The sequence below is a fragment of the Macrococcus sp. PK genome (assembly GCF_022501545.1).
GTDB lineage: Bacteria > Bacillota > Bacilli > Staphylococcales > Staphylococcaceae > Macrococcoides > Macrococcoides epidermidis.
In genome coordinates this window covers 102,797-117,839 of sequence record NZ_JAEPRF010000007.1, presented here as the reverse complement: position 1 = coordinate 117,839, position 15,043 = coordinate 102,797, and the positions used below count along the sequence as shown (strand labels likewise).

The window sequence follows — 15,043 nt, the reverse complement described above, 5'->3', positions numbered from 1 at the left end:
AACCTATGATATAATTTAGTTAACTAATCATTAGGGGGACTAAAATTGAATTATGCAGAAAGTGTTATTAATGGCTATACGTTAACAAAAGAAGAAGCACTCCAAATACTACAAACACCTGACCATCATTTATTATCATTATTAAATGATGCTTACCAAGTACGTTATCACTATTATCAAAACAAGGTAAAACTTAATATGATCTTAAATGCAAAAAGTGGTCTCTGTGCGGAGGACTGTGGCTATTGTGGTCAATCAATCAAAGTAGATAAAAATGAAACAGGTTGTACACCCTACGCTTTAGTCGATGTGAATAAGATTATTCAAGGGGCAGATAGTGCAGTTAAAAATAAAGTAGGTACTTATTGCATCGTTATGAGTGGACGTAAGCCTACAAACCGTGAAGTAGATCGAGTTACGAACGCTGTTGAAGCGATCAAAGCAAATCATCCACAGCTTAAAATTTGTGCTTGTCTTGGATTAACGAATGATGAGCAGGCAAAAAAATTAAAAGCTGCAGGCGTAGATCGATATAACCATAATCTCAACACGAGTGAACGATATCATGAAGAAGTCGTTTCTACACATACATATGAAGATCGCGTAAATACTGTTGAAATTATGAAAGCTAATAATATCTCACCTTGTTCCGGCGTAATTTGTGGTATGGGGGAAACAGATGAAGATATCGTTGATATGGCATTTGCACTTAAAGCAATTGATGCTGATAGTATCCCGGTAAACTTCTTACATGCGATCAAGGGAACAAAGTTTGAAGATAAAGATGAACTGACTCCAAATAAATGCTTAAAAATTTTATCTTTATTCCGTCTTGTTAATCCAACGAAAGAAATTCGCGTTTCAGGCGGCCGTGAAGTCAACCTTCGTTCTTTACAACCTCTTGCCTTGTATGCTGCAAACTCTATCTTTGTTGGTGATTATTTAGTAACTGAAGGTCAACCGAACAAAGAAGATTATCAGATCATCGAAGATTTAGGTTTTGAAATTGAATCAAATGCCTTTTTACAGTCTCCCGATAAAATAGAAAATAAAGACAAAAAAATAGAAATTTAAAAGTAATATAATCACTAAAAAAGAATGATCCTGATAATGGATCATTCTTTTAATTATTTTTCACTTCACTTACAGGCTTCTTACCTTCAATAATTAACTCAGCATTTTTTATACACAGCTCAATCATCGCATTTCTCGTACCTACTGTTGCACTTCCGATATGCGGAAGAACTGTAATGCGCTTTTCAGATAGAAATGGATGTTCTTTCCCTACAGGTTCGTTATTTAATACATCAACCCCTGCTGCATAAATCTCTTCGTTTTGAATGGCTTCCAGTAAGTCATTTTCAACCACATGCCCACCACGACCAATATTTATAAATATCGCACTTGATTTCATCTTTTTAAATGCATCTTTATTAAATATATTTTTTGTTTCATTAGTTAATGGTGCAGTACATATGATAAAGTCACTTGTTTCAAGTAATTCATCAAAAGATAAATAATTTGCTCCAAGTGCTTTTGCAGCTTCGATTTCACTACGGTTATGATATTGAACATGCATGTTTAGTCCGATGCAGCGTTTCGCTAATGCCGTACCGATATTTCCCATACCAAATATTCCGACTGTCTTTTTATACACATCAACTCCGGCAAGTAAATAAGGAGACCATCCAACCCAGTTACCCCCTTTTACTAATTCATTTGCTTCAATGATGCGTCTTGCTGTTACAAACATTAAAGTAAATGCGAGTTCAGCAGTTGTTTCTGTAAGTACGTCAGGTGTATTACATACCGTTATATCTTTACTACGTGCATAATCGATATCAATATTGTCATAACCAACGGCAAGATTGATTACTGCTTTAAGGTCCGGGTTATTATCGATAAATTCTTTATCAATAGTATCACTTAGCATTGAAATAACAATAGATTTATCTTTTGATGATTCTAGTAATGCTTCTCTTGGCATCGGTTTAATCGTCTCTGGATAAACTTCTACCTCTGCAACAGATTCTAATTGCTCAACATAATGCTTTGGAATACTTCTTGTAATCAATACTTTCATATTATTCCCCTTCATACATGTCGATTACTTCTAATAGGTTCTTAACACTATATGTCGGTGGTACCGCTTCAGCCATAACCTGTTCATAAGTTGAAACACCTGTCTGTACATGAAGTGTATCGATATCACTATTAATACCACTCATAATATCTGTCATATATAAGTCACCAATCATAACAAGTTCTGACTTATCCAGGCCAATCATTTCAACAGCTTTATTCATAATTGTAGGCATCGGTTTACCGATAAACTTAGGTTCCACGCCAGTTGAAACAGTGATAATACTCGTTAATGCACCGTTACCAGGTAAGAAACCACGTTCAGTTGGAATTGATGTATCTGGATTAGTAGAAATAAATTTCGCACCATTTCGTACAGCTAAACAAGCGATCGATAATTTTTCATAGTTGATATCTACATCCAGACCGATTACAACATAATCTACATGTTCATCTTCTTTGATCTCTAAACCTTCATCTTCTAAGGCTTGACGAATACCTGTTCCACCGATAACATAGACCGTTGCCCCAGGTTTTTCATCAGCTATATATGATGCTGTAGCCATCGCGCTTGTCACTACGTTATCAGCATGTGCTACAAATCCCATCTTAGAAAGTTTATCTGCTACTTCATCCGGTCTTTTTGATGCGTTATTCGTTACAAATAAATAAGGTAAGTTATTATTCGCTAAATATGCAATAAATTCTCTAGCACCTTCAATGACTTCTGTTCCGGCATACATCGTGCCATCTAAATCTAATAGGTATCCACTATATTTTTTCATTTTTACTACCTTTCCCAAATGCTGATACAGGACCAAGTTCATTTGCTATAAACGTATCAACATCGTTTTTGAATTTTTGATAGGCATTGATGTTCTCCATAAAAATGCGCTTTACTTCTGCATGGTTAATATCAGTATAGTTTCGAACAAACCATTGACGTGTAGGTAATGTCTTACTAATTTCATCTTTAGATATCGAAGAAATCACCATTTCCATCTCTAAAATATCAATGACATCCTGATAACTACCAGGATCACGCATAACAAATCCATCAATAATCATGTTTCCTACATCAACAACTGCTTCTATAAGCATATGACATACACGTTCTAATGCGAATCCTTCAGAATTTACTACTTCTTTTGATAACTTATCAATATACACGAGTTTTTCTTCTAATTCATCTCTATCTACAAAATACATCTGATCGCCTCCACCACTATTCTATCAAATTTTGAAAAGCAATACACAACATGTATAATAAAATTACTGGAGGAATGCTTAATGATAGATATGTTTTTATACGATGATACTGAAAAGGCAAATATACGATTTGTTAGCTTTGTTGGTGAAAATCGACATGACTTAGCACTGATTCAAACAGATAGACATTATGGCAAAACGATTGTGCTCAATACTCAGTCGAATAAATTCGGTATTATTGGTCGCGATGACCTCGATGAAGAAGGTTATATTGCCCATGTATTTGGCATTAGTGACGCTGATGCTATAGAAATCACTGAATTCCTTAACGAAGTGATCCATTAAAAAATTCCAGCTTACCGAAGTAAGCTGGAATTTTTTTTATTTAATGAAATTACTAAATGTCTTCATATTCTTTTCTTTTAATGCATGATGACTTTCGTCTGCAATTTCATTGTCGGCAGTCGGTTTTGAATCATCAGCAACTTCATCTACAACGCTATCTTCTATTTCCTCTTCAACTATCACTTCAGTAAGATCATCATGTTCATTTGATTCTATATCTGTTATTAATTCTGGTTGTGTTAATTTCACAACTTCACTTTCAGTTAAACGTTTTAACACGAAATAGGCACAACCAAAATTGCAGTATTCTAGTAAGTAATCTTGAATTGCAGAAAATCTCTTACTAATATCTGCACCTTTTTTCTTATCATCAAAGAATCCTTTTAACCTTAATTGTTCAAATCCGATATCTCCTACGATATATGGATATCGGTCTAAAATTTCTGAGTAACGTCCTTCGAACATTTCCTGATTAAATGCATCTTTATGATTTTCTATAATATGAAAGTAATGTTGATTCACGTTAATAATCATAAGTCACCTACTCGCTTGCAGCTTCACCTAGTCTTTGTTTTTCTTTTGCAGCAGCATTAACTTGTTCATCGGCATGGTAAGAACTACGTACCATCGGTCCAGCCTGACAATGTTTAAATCCTTTTTCCATTGCTATTTTACGCAATTTACCGAACTCTAATGGTGTATAATATTTTTGAACTTTTAGATGCTTACGTGAAGGTTGTAAATATTGACCAATTGTCATAATATCAACATCATTTGCACGTAGATCATCCATAACTTCTAAAATTTCTTCCCAAGTTTCACCTAAGCCAACCATTAAGCTTGATTTAGTAGGAATATCTGGTTGCAATTCTTTTGAACGACGTAATACTTCTAATGAACGATCATATTTCGCACGCGCACGAACTCTTGGCGTTAAACGACGCACTGTTTCAATATTATGATTCAAAATATCAGGACGTGCATTCATTAAACGTTCCCAGTTATCAAAACTTCCACCCATATCTGATGGTAAGACTTCTATTGTTGTATAAGGATTTACTTCACGTACTTTACGAATCGTTTCAGCATATACTTCAGAACCGCCATCTTTTAAGTCATCACGTGCAACTGCAGTAATTACAACGTGTTTAAGATTCATTAGACGAACAGATTCTGCAACACGTTCCGGTTCGTTTAAATCAAGTTCATTGGGTAAACCTGTCTTAACGGCACAGAAACGACATGCACGCGTACAAACTGCCCCTAAAATCATAATCGTAGCTGTACGACGTTCACCCCAACATTCATGAATATTAGGACATTTTGCTTCTTCACAAACTGTATTTAAATTATGCTCACGCATCATTTTCTTCAGGCCAGTGTAATTCTTATTTGTATTTAACTTAATTTTAAGCCATTCGGGTTTTCTTAAGATTTCTTCGTTCTTAGTCGCCAATTCAATCCCTCCAATTAATTATTCTACAATTATAACATAAAGTTATTATTTTGAAATTCTAAGATTTTATTGTTCAAAAATTGTACTCATTATTTTCAATTGCTGTTTGCATTAAATCACGCAAAAATTCAGGCATGAAATATTCTTTTTCATTTTGAACAAACTGTGGGAAAAATCGGCCAAAAGTATACATATCTAATGTTGCTAATTTGTAATTTTGATGATTATCAATTTCTTCTGTACCAATAAAATATCTTTGCTGTGATTGTATGTACCCGATATTATGTAATACATACATACCAAATAAATCGCCTCTAAAACCAAACCCTTTAACGATCTCATCTTTATATTCATGTTGTTGACTAACATTTATCACTTCTTTTAACTCACGTCCGGTCAAAGTAATTTTTACAGGATTAATCGGATGTGGCAACATTTTATGCAGTTCATATTTTGTAAATTGATTGCCGGTATATCCATTAACGATAAGTCCGGTATTGATTAACGCACATTCTCCACCAGTAAATTGCATTAGTTTATCCGCTAATATGTATGTCGTATATGATGCACTATATAATCTTCTCGGTAAATCAATTTGCCTTTCTGTAATCGGTTCTGATAATAACGTTTTACCTTGCGCATAATAATCATCTTCAGTATTACGTATATCATCTGTGTTAATTAATCTCGCTTTTTTATTCACAAGCTTCTTACCATCAAAAGACAATGTAACTTCTCCTAAATACTCACCGTATCTTCCTGCAGCTCCGATTAGAACTCCGTTAACTTGCTCACCATGTTCAAAATAATGATGTGTATGTGCACCGAGAATCAAATCGATTTCCGGATGACTTTCTGCAAGCGTTCTATCAAAGAATTTACCTAAATGACTTAAAACGATAACGACATCGACATTCGGTCGTAAATTTTGAATTTCTTCTGAAATAGCCGACATCGGATCAGTAACAATCCATCCTAAAGCCTTATAAAAAGGTGTGAATTCCGCCGTAGCACCAACGATACCAAATTTGATACCATTCTTTTCATAAATCACAGATTTATCAATATTGTTAGGTAAATGTCCAGCTTCATCAAATAAATTACAGCATGTCACTTTAAAATCTGCATTCTGATAAAGTCGATTGAAATCCTCAAAATTTAAAGTAATTCCTTCATTATTACCAAGTGTTACGACATCCACCTGCGCTTCGTTTAACAACTGAACATTTGCCTGACCAAGCGTTGCTTCTGTAAATGGATGACTTCTATCAACATGATCACCTAAATCTAAATAAATCATGTTTTGTGATTCTGACTTTATGTCCAGAATATATCGTGTGATTTTCTTATAGTTTGATAAATAACTATGCATATCATTCGTATGAAATATTTTTATATCCATTCAATTGCCTCCTTATCATCCAGTGAAGCTTTTAATAATTAAATATATTCCTAATAGCATTAATATAATACGTAACATCAGTACAACTGTAGCTGATTTCATGCGCTTATTAATCTGCACACCGATCTTTGCACCAATAAAACTAGCAATAATTAGCATAATTGCATATGACCATATAATATTTCCTTGTATTATATGACTTGTAGCGCCACTGACACTCGATACAAAAATCATAATCATGCTCGTGCCTACTGCAATATGAGGCGGAAATCTAAAGATAATGATCATCAGAGGTGTCATCAAAGCACCTCCTCCGATTCCAAAAAGGCCTGTTAAACATCCTACCAGAAATGTTAATAAAACAGCTGGTATTGGTGCAATACTATAATGATAAGTATCACCTTTTATATCGGTATATGATTTTTCATATTTTTTATTCTGGAAGAATTTAATCGGTTTTATTTTATCTCTTACCATTAAAACAATACTCATAATAATTAAGAAGATACCGAAATAAAGATTAAAGCGGTGAATCGTTAAATACTGACTTAAATGAGCACCTACTAATGCTCCGGGAATAATACCCACCATAAAGATAACAGCATTTTTAAGATCTGCCTGTTTATTTTTTATATAACCAAGAGATGCTGATAAACCTGTTGAAATTAAAATCACAGTAGATGTTCCAATCGCTTTCTGTGGTGTAATACCATCTATTAATCCAATTTCCATACCTAAATATATTAATGCCGGCACAATAATGATACCACCACCGATACCAACGATTGAGCCAATAATACTTGAAAATAAACCTAAAAATATTAAAACAAAAATTGCAGTCATACTCATTTCAACACTTCCTAAAAAAGTTTTAGTTGTTTAAAGTTTAAACCTATATATTCGATATTTAAAATTTCACACATCCGTTTCGCATTGCCGGCTGCATGGCCACCTGAATTATTATTAAATACAACATATACATTTCTGGCTTTTTGATCGAGAATTTGAAGCTCTTTCGCTAAAAATTTTAATTCAGTTTCGTTATAATCATAAAGATAGCGTACATCTCGCCATTCCTGGTCAGACAAATCTTTTTTCGTCCATCCGCCAACATTTCTTCCGTGAAAGCGAACAAGCGCATCCTCATGTGTGATACGATTTACGAATGGTATACTGCCATGACCCGCTTGTGGTTCATCACATACAGAATGGATTAATTGATGTTCATATAGAAAATTAAGTGTATGTTCTTTCATGTCAGTTGTAAACCAGCTATCATTTCTAAATTCAATGCAAATAGGAAATTGTTTAAAATGGTTTTTCAAGTAAATAATATAATTGATATTCACTGTAGTACAATCATACCAAGGTGGAAACTGAATGAGTAAACATCCAAGCTTTCCAGCGTCATATATAGGTTGAAGCATTGTTTTAAATTGTTCAATGAGCTCCATTTTCGATGCAGCAAAATCTTCTACTGCAGCATGTCCTGTGAGTGCTTGATGAATTTTAACGATAAATTTAAAATTATCCGGTGTTTCTTTTATCCATTTTTGAATATTGCGTTCAGGTTGAACAGAATAATACGTAGCGTCCAGTTCAACTATCGGAAAATGCGCACCATAATGATAAAGCTTTTCATTTTTATTTGTGAGATCTGCATATAATAAATCATGATCTCCCCAACCAGTAAGTCCTATATATATCATTTCATCACCTAACTGTTATTTTATCATAAACTTATCAAAATATAGATTGGAGAACTTATGACTACCATTACCCTTAATGATGTAAATTTTTCTGTTAATGATAAACATATTATAAAAAATGTATCGACAAATTTTCATTCCGGTAAGATCACCGCTTTAATCGGTCCCAGTGGTGCCGGCAAAACGACTATTTTAAAAATGATCAACGGATTAATCAGTCCAACTTCCGGTGATATATTAATTGATAATCAATCTATTCAATCACTTGATTTAGTTGAGCTGAAAAAACAAATTGGATTAGCACTTCAAAGTGCACCAATGATACAAGGCACAGTATACGATAATATCAATCTACCTAAGACGCTTTTTAATCAGAAGTTACCCGTTGAAGCAGCATCGAAACTGCTCGACCAGCTAAATTTAGATACAATTGACCTCAATACAAATGTAAAAAGTCTTTCAGGAGGACAACGTCAACGTCTTTCTATCGCACGAACATTAGTTAACCAGCCTAAAGTCTTATTACTCGATGAAATTACATCGAGCTTAGATCCACGAAGTGTACGTGAAGTAGAAGCATTAATCCACAAAATCAATGAAAGATATAACGTCACGGTTATCTGGATAACGCATGACGTTGATCAGGCGAAACGGGCTGCAGACTACTACTGCATGCTTAAAGATGGTGAAGTTGTTACTACAGGTGAAGCAAGTCAATTATTTGAATCCAATAATGAAACCTTGAATGCTTTTCTGAAAGGAGAAATAGAATGACATTAACACAACTGGCATTAACACTTATATTCGTACTGATACCAGTAGTCTTAAGTTATACATTGAAACTCGGGCTTGAAAAAGATATTATCATCGCAACGATTAGAAGTACAATTCAGCTTATTTTCATCGGTTATTTACTAACTTTCGTTTTTGATGGCAATCACCCAATCTACATCCTGCTGATGATATTATTAATGATTACAGCCGCAACGCAAAATATTATAAAAAAAGGAAAAGGAATAAAAGGTATCACCTGGAAGATCGTGCTGACTTTAATCACAGTAGAAGTAGTAACGCAAACCATTCTACTAGGCTTTCATATCATACCATTTGAAGCGCGTTATGTTATACCGATTAGCGGAATGATGATTGGTAATGCAATGGTATTATCATTACTATTTCTCAATCGTTTCTTAAGTGAACTTGATCAAAATGAAGAACAAATCGAATTAATTCTCTCACTTGGAGGAAATCCAAAACAAGCCATTCATAGAGTGCTTATGGCATCTATAAAAAATTCAATGATACCGACAATCGAAAGCCAAAAGACAATGGGGCTCGTGCAACTTCCCGGAATGATGAGCGGACAAATTATCGGTGGGGCAGATCCTATCGTTGCTGCACAATTCCAATTACTTATTCTGTTCTTATTATTGACAGCAGCAACACTTTCAAGTGTGATGGTCGGATTTTTAAGTTATCCGACTTTATTTAACGACAAACAGCAGTTCATTGGTAAATATTACAACACAGAAAAAAATGCCTAAGACATAGCGTCTTAGGCATTTTTTTATATTTTAACCGATAGAACCTTCCATTTCGAATTTAATTAAACGGTTCATTTCAACTGCGTATTCCATTGGTAATTCTTTTGTAAATGGCTCAATGAAGCCCATTACGATCATTTCTGTCGCTTCTTCTTCTGATATACCACGGCTCATTAAGTAGAATAACTGTTCTTCTGATACTTTAGAAACTTTCGCTTCATGCTCTAAAGAAATATTATCATTTAACATTTCGTTATATGGAATAGTATCTGAAGTTGATTCATTGTCCATGATTAATGTATCACATTCAATGTTTGAACGCGCACCAGTCGCTTTACGTCCGAAATGAACAATACCACGGTAAACTACTTTACCACCTTGTTTAGAGATCGATTTAGAGACGATAGTTGAAGAAGTGTTTGGTGCCATGTGCATCATTTTCGCACCAGCATCCTGAACTTGTCCTTTACCTGCTAAGGCGATAGATAATGTCATACCACGTGCACCTTCACCTAATAAGTAACATGCAGGGTATTTCATTGTTAATTTAGAACCGATGTTACCATCAATCCATTCCATCGTTCCATTTTCATAAACGAATGTACGTTTTGTAACTAAGTTGAATACATTATTTGCCCAGTTTTGAATTGTCGTATAACGGCAATATGCATCTTTTTTAACGATGATTTCTACTACAGCTGAGTGTAAAGAATTCGTCGTATAAACTGGAGCTGTACATCCTTCAACGTAGTGTACACTTGCGCCTTCGTCAACGATGATTAATGTTCTTTCAAATTGTCCCATATTCTCAGAGTTAATACGGAAGTACGCTTGTAACGGTGTTTCTAATTTTACACCTTTTGGTACATAGATGAACGATCCACCTGACCAAACTGCGGAGTTTAATGCAGCAAATTTATTATCTGCCGGTGGAATTACTGAAGCAAAATGCTCTTTAAAGATATCTTCATTTTCACGTAATGCAGAATCTGTATCTTTAAAGATAATGCCTTGTTCTTCTAAATCTTCCTGCATATTATGGTATACAACTTCAGATTCATATTGTGCTGATACCCCAGCTAAATATTTTTGTTCCGCTTCAGGGATACCTAATTTATCAAATGTTTGTTTAATCTCTTCAGGAACTTCGTCCCAAGAACGTTCTGTATGTTCAGATGGTTTTACATAGTACGTAATTTCATCGAAGTTTAATTCTGATAAATCCCCACCCCACATCGGCATAGGCATTTTATAGAATTGTTTTAAAGATTTTAAGCGGAAATCTAACATCCACTGTGGCTCTTCCTTCATCTTTGAAATTTCTCTTACGATATCTTCAGTTAGTCCACGTTCTGAACGGAAAATAGAAACGTCTTTATCATGGAAACCATATTTGTAATCACCAACATCGGGTGCTTGTTTAACCATTTCATTCACTCCTTTTAGTTTTCATTCTTTGTGCCACGTTCTAATGCTTTCCAGGCAAGTGTCGCACATTTAATACGCGCCGGAAACTTAGCTACACCAGAAAGTGCTTCAATATCTCCAGCTTCTTCATCTATTTCATAATCTTCACCAAGCATCATCTTAGAGAATTCATCACTCATCTTTAATGCTTCTTCTATTGTCTTACCTTTTATTGCTTCAGTCATCATTGATGCGCTGGACATTGAGATAGAACAACCTTCACCATCAAACTTTGCATCCTGCACAATATCATCAACAATATCAAGTGTAAGACGAATTCTATCTCCACATGTTGGATTGTTCATATCTATTGTTAAGGCACCATCTTCGATAACACCTTTGTTACGAGGATTCTTATAATGATCCATTATGACAGAACGATAAAGTTGATCTAAATTATTAAAACTCATAACTGAAAAACTCCTTTGTTTCTTTCAAGCTTTGAACAAGTTGATCTACTTCTTCTTTTGTGTTGTAGATGTAGAAACTTGCACGTGCTGTAGAGGACTGTCCCAACCATTTCATTAAAGGTTGTGCACAATGATGCCCTGCACGAATCGCAATACCGTGTGAATCTAATGCAGTTGCTAAATCATGCGGATGTACACCTTCTAAATTAAAAGTAATTAATCCTGCACGTTTATCTACAGTTGGACCGTAAATTTCTAAACCTTCAATTTCACTCATCTTTTCATAAGCATATGCCGTAAGCTCATGTTCGTATGCTAGTACATTGTCCATGCCAATGTTACTTAAATAATTAATAGCTTCAGCTAAACCTACTGCTTCAGCGATAAGCGGTGTACCCGCTTCAAATTTAGTCGGTAATTCTGTCCATGTAGAGTCCTGTAAACCTACAAAGTCAATCATATCTCCACCAAATTCAATCGGTTCCATTTGATTTAAATATTCTCTTTTACCATATAAAACTCCGATTCCTGTTGGACCAAGCATCTTGTGTCCACTGAACGCATAGAAGTCACAATTTAAATCAGTCACATCAACATTCATATGAGGTATTGCCTGCGCACCATCAACTACCATCACAGCCCCATTTTCATGTGCAATTTCAGCGATGCTTTTCACATCATTGATTATGCCTAGAACGTTAGAAACATGTGCCATTGCAACAATTTTTGTCTTGCTTGTAACTGTTGCACGTACATTTTCCAGCGTAACCGTGCCATCTGATTCAAGTGGAATATATTTAAGCACAGCTTTCTTACGTTTCGCAAGTTGTTGCCACGGAACTAAATTTGCATGATGTTCCATCTCAGTAATGACAATTTCGTCACCTTCACTAACCGCAATATCACCATAACTGTGTGCTACAGTATTAATTGCTGTTGTCGTACCGCGTGTGAATATAATCTCTTCAAAATATTTCGCGTTGATAAAATTGCGTACTGTTTCGCGTGCATTTTCATACCCATCCGTAGCACGCGTACCTAAAGTATGTACACCACGGTGTACATTCGCATTCATATGCTCATAATAATATTTTGTTTTCTCTATTACACTTGAAGGTTTCTGACTAGTCGCTGATGAATCTAAATAAATGATGTCTTTTCCGTTAACTTGTTCAGTTAGAATCGGAAAATCTTTTCTGATTGCTTCAACATTTAAGCTGGTCATTTTGTATCAAGACCTTTCAAAACTGTATTTTATAATTTACCCATTACTTTTTCTTCAATAACGTCTGTTAATTGACGTTTTACTGCTTCAATTGGTAATTCAGTTACTACTGGAGCTAAGAAACCATGAATGACTAAACGTTCTGCTTCCTGTTTAGAAATACCACGACTCATTAAATAGAATAATTGCATCGGATCCACACGGCCTACAGAAGCTGCATGTCCTGCTGTAACATCATCTTCATCGATTAATAATATCGGGTTAGCGTCTCCACGTGCTTTCTCTGATAACATTAATACACGTGATTCTTGTTGTGCGTCTGCTTTTGTACCACCATGTTTAATGTGGCCGATTCCATTAAAGATTGAAGATGCTGAATCTTTCATTACACCGTGTTTTAAGATATGACCTTCACTAGATTTACCATATTGTATGATTTGAGTTGTGAAGTTTAATTTTTGTTCTCCACGACCTACTACAACAATCTTTAAATTACTCTTAGAATTGTCACCATTTAAGTAAGTCGTATTATCATTGATTGTATCTCCATCATTCATCAAACCTAAAGCCCAGTCAATCGTTGCATCTTTTGCAGCCATACCACGACGAATCACATGTCCTGTAAAACCTTTGTTTAAGAAGTCAACGGCACCGTAAGTGATCTTAGCATTATCTTTTGCGATAACTTCAGAAACTAAATTTAACTGTGCATCTTTTGATTCTACAGTTGATAAATAGTTCTCAACATATGTTACTTCAGCACTATCTTCAGCAACAATGATTAAATGGTTGATGATATTTACATCTGCATTATCATGTAATACTACATATTGAATTGGATTTTCAACAACTACATTACGTGGAACGTATACGAATAGTCCACCATTCATCATAGCAGCATGCAATGCAGTCAGGCGGTGTTCATCTACTTTTACAGCTTCAGTCATATAGTATTGTTTTACTAAATCACTGTTTTCAATTAATGCAGTTTCAATATCTTTTACGATTACACCTTGATCAATTAAAGACTGTTCAACTTTTACTAATGCAGGTGTATTGTTATGTTGCACAATAAGGTTTTCTACATTCTCCATATCCAATAAGTTTTTAACCGCTTCAGGTAAAGCATCCGTTGAAGCATAGACATCACTTTTGATATCTTTATGGTGAACATCAAAGACCCATTTATCAAGTTTTGTTTTATCTGGTTTTGGCATTTCAATTGTATTTAATTTATTAAAAGCGTCAGCACGTAATTCTGCCATCCATGTTGGTTCATTGCGTGATGCTGAGAAATTTTTAATCATATCGTTTGTTACATCGATTGTACTCATCACATTTTCCTCCTATTTAATTATCAGGTATTACGCGTTAATTGTTTCATCTTGAATGTTAAGCTCTTGTTTAATCCAGTCATAACCTTCAGCTTCAAGACGTTTCGCTAACTCTTCTCCACCTGATTTAACAACTTTACCTTGCATCATAACATGTACGAAGTCAGGCGTAATGTAGTTTAATAAACGTTGGTAATGCGTGATAATTAGGCAACCGAAGTTTTCTCCGCGCATTTCGTTAATTCCTTTAGATACAACTTTTAATGCATCGATATCTAAACCTGAATCAATTTCATCTAAGATTGCAAATTTAGGCTCTAGCATCATTAATTGAAGAATTTCGTTACGTTTTTTCTCCCCACCAGAGAATCCTTCGTTTAAATAACGTTGTGCCATATCTAAATCCATTTCTAAAAATTCCATATTTTTGTCTAATTTCTTGATGAACTGCATTAAATTGATTTCATTACCTTCTTCACGTTTAGCATTAATTGCTGAGCGTAAGAAGTCTGCATTCGTAACACCAGAAATTTCTGATGGATATTGCATCGCTAAGAAAAGACCAGCTTGTGCGCGTTCATCAACTTCCATTTCTAATACATTCTCGCCATCAAGTAAAACTTCACCTTGCGTAACTTCATATTTAGGGTGTCCCATGATTGCTGCTGATAAAGTTGATTTACCAGTACCATTAGGTCCCATGATTGCATGAATTTCATTTTGTTTAATCGTTAAATTTACACCTTTTAAAATTTCTTTCCCTTCAATTGAAACGTGTAAATCTTTAATTTCTAAAACTGATACCATATTGAATTCCCTCCGATATATATAATAATTTCATCTTATCTAGTTTATAATAA

Annotated in this window: 16 protein-coding genes and 1 pseudogene; 4 read left to right on the top strand and 13 right to left on the bottom strand. The window is 34.7% G+C overall.

Annotation, left to right across the window (positions count from 1 at the left end; translation table 11 throughout):
• Positions 1 to 45 precede the first annotated feature (45 nt).
• The gene (bioB, locus tag JJJ02_RS06275; RefSeq protein ID WP_240838056.1) at positions 46 to 1,074 is read left to right on the top strand and encodes a biotin synthase BioB; all 1,029 of its coding nucleotides are present in this window, start codon (positions 46 to 48) and stop codon (positions 1,072 to 1,074) included.
• Between the two features lie 49 nt (positions 1,075 to 1,123).
• Here bioB and JJJ02_RS06270 read toward each other — a convergent pair whose 3' ends face one another.
• The 3 genes from JJJ02_RS06270 to JJJ02_RS06260 are packed head-to-tail and all read right to left on the bottom strand — an operon-like array spanning position 1,124 to position 3,291.
• Positions 1,124 to 2,083 carry a 2-hydroxyacid dehydrogenase gene (locus tag JJJ02_RS06270; RefSeq protein WP_240838054.1) on the bottom strand — a complete coding sequence of 320 codons (960 nt, stop codon included), beginning with the start codon at positions 2,081 to 2,083 and terminating at the stop codon, positions 1,124 to 1,126.
• A gap of 1 nt (position 2,084) precedes the next feature.
• Entirely contained in the window at positions 2,085 to 2,867 is a 783-nt protein-coding gene (locus JJJ02_RS06265; RefSeq protein ID WP_239242307.1) for a TIGR01457 family HAD-type hydrolase, read from the bottom strand.
• Positions 2,854 to 3,291 carry a DUF86 domain-containing protein gene (locus JJJ02_RS06260; RefSeq protein WP_240838052.1) on the bottom strand — a complete coding sequence of 146 codons (438 nt, stop codon included), beginning with the start codon at positions 3,289 to 3,291 and terminating at the stop codon, positions 2,854 to 2,856. Before JJJ02_RS06260 ends, JJJ02_RS06265 begins: the two co-directional genes overlap by 14 nt.
• An 81-nt stretch (positions 3,292 to 3,372) precedes the next feature.
• On the opposite strand from JJJ02_RS06260, the gene JJJ02_RS06255 reads away from it, so the two are divergent.
• Entirely contained in the window at positions 3,373 to 3,636 is a 264-nt protein-coding gene (locus tag JJJ02_RS06255; protein WP_133422729.1) for a DUF3055 domain-containing protein, read from the top strand.
• Positions 3,637 to 3,789: 153 nt separating this feature from the next.
• On the opposite strand, the pseudogene JJJ02_RS06250 reads toward JJJ02_RS06255, so the two are convergent.
• From JJJ02_RS06250 to JJJ02_RS06230, 5 genes and pseudogenes are all read right to left on the bottom strand, one after another.
• Positions 3,790 to 4,167 (bottom strand): annotated as a pseudogene (locus tag JJJ02_RS06250) (YutD family protein); the annotation flags it as partial.
• A gap of 10 nt (positions 4,168 to 4,177) precedes the next feature.
• Positions 4,178 to 5,092: a lipoyl synthase gene (gene lipA, locus JJJ02_RS06245; RefSeq protein ID WP_240838050.1), complete on the bottom strand. Its 915-nt coding sequence runs from the start codon at positions 5,090 to 5,092 to the stop codon at positions 4,178 to 4,180.
• A gap of 73 nt (positions 5,093 to 5,165) precedes the next feature.
• Positions 5,166 to 6,494, bottom strand: a complete 1,329-nt coding sequence (locus JJJ02_RS06240; RefSeq protein ID WP_240838041.1) for a bifunctional metallophosphatase/5'-nucleotidase — start codon at positions 6,492 to 6,494, stop codon at positions 5,166 to 5,168.
• A gap of 15 nt (positions 6,495 to 6,509) precedes the next feature.
• Entirely contained in the window at positions 6,510 to 7,343 is an 834-nt protein-coding gene (locus tag JJJ02_RS06235; protein ID WP_240838033.1) for a sulfite exporter TauE/SafE family protein, read from the bottom strand.
• An 11-nt stretch (positions 7,344 to 7,354) separates the two neighbouring features.
• Entirely contained in the window at positions 7,355 to 8,203 is an 849-nt protein-coding gene (locus JJJ02_RS06230) for a DUF72 domain-containing protein (RefSeq protein WP_240838031.1), read from the bottom strand.
• 57 nt (positions 8,204 to 8,260) lie between these two features.
• Between JJJ02_RS06230 and JJJ02_RS06225 the strand changes: the two genes are divergently transcribed.
• Positions 8,261 to 8,977, top strand: coding sequence for an ABC transporter ATP-binding protein (locus tag JJJ02_RS06225; protein WP_240838029.1), 717 nt, complete (start codon positions 8,261 to 8,263; stop codon positions 8,975 to 8,977).
• Positions 8,974 to 9,747, top strand: a complete 774-nt coding sequence (locus tag JJJ02_RS06220; RefSeq protein WP_240838027.1) for an ABC transporter permease — start codon at positions 8,974 to 8,976, stop codon at positions 9,745 to 9,747. Before JJJ02_RS06225 ends, JJJ02_RS06220 begins: the two co-directional genes overlap by 4 nt.
• Before the next feature lie 30 nt (positions 9,748 to 9,777).
• Here the strand turns inward: JJJ02_RS06220 and sufB are convergent, their stop codons facing one another.
• Genes sufB through sufC form a run of 5 tightly spaced genes read right to left on the bottom strand, consistent with a single transcriptional unit; the run spans position 9,778 to position 14,990 of the window.
• Positions 9,778 to 11,175 carry a Fe-S cluster assembly protein SufB gene (gene sufB, locus JJJ02_RS06215; RefSeq protein ID WP_111714332.1) on the bottom strand — a complete coding sequence of 466 codons (1,398 nt, stop codon included), beginning with the start codon at positions 11,173 to 11,175 and terminating at the stop codon, positions 9,778 to 9,780.
• Positions 11,176 to 11,189: 14 nt separating this feature from the next.
• Positions 11,190 to 11,624: a Fe-S cluster assembly sulfur transfer protein SufU gene (gene sufU / locus JJJ02_RS06210; RefSeq protein WP_111714331.1), complete on the bottom strand. Its 435-nt coding sequence runs from the start codon at positions 11,622 to 11,624 to the stop codon at positions 11,190 to 11,192.
• A complete protein-coding gene (locus tag JJJ02_RS06205) occupies positions 11,614 to 12,849 on the bottom strand; it encodes a cysteine desulfurase (protein WP_111714330.1) in 1,236 nt (411 codons plus the stop codon). The genes sufU and JJJ02_RS06205 overlap by 11 nt, the downstream gene beginning before the upstream one ends.
• 29 nt (positions 12,850 to 12,878) lie before the next feature.
• Complete coding sequence (gene sufD / locus JJJ02_RS06200) at positions 12,879 to 14,183, bottom strand: Fe-S cluster assembly protein SufD (protein WP_240838026.1); 1,305 nt, start codon at positions 14,181 to 14,183, stop codon at positions 12,879 to 12,881.
• 30 nt (positions 14,184 to 14,213) lie between these two features.
• The gene (sufC, locus tag JJJ02_RS06195) at positions 14,214 to 14,990 is read right to left on the bottom strand and encodes a Fe-S cluster assembly ATPase SufC (protein WP_239242314.1); all 777 of its coding nucleotides are present in this window, start codon (positions 14,988 to 14,990) and stop codon (positions 14,214 to 14,216) included.
• Between the last annotated feature and the right edge of the window lie 53 nt (positions 14,991 to 15,043).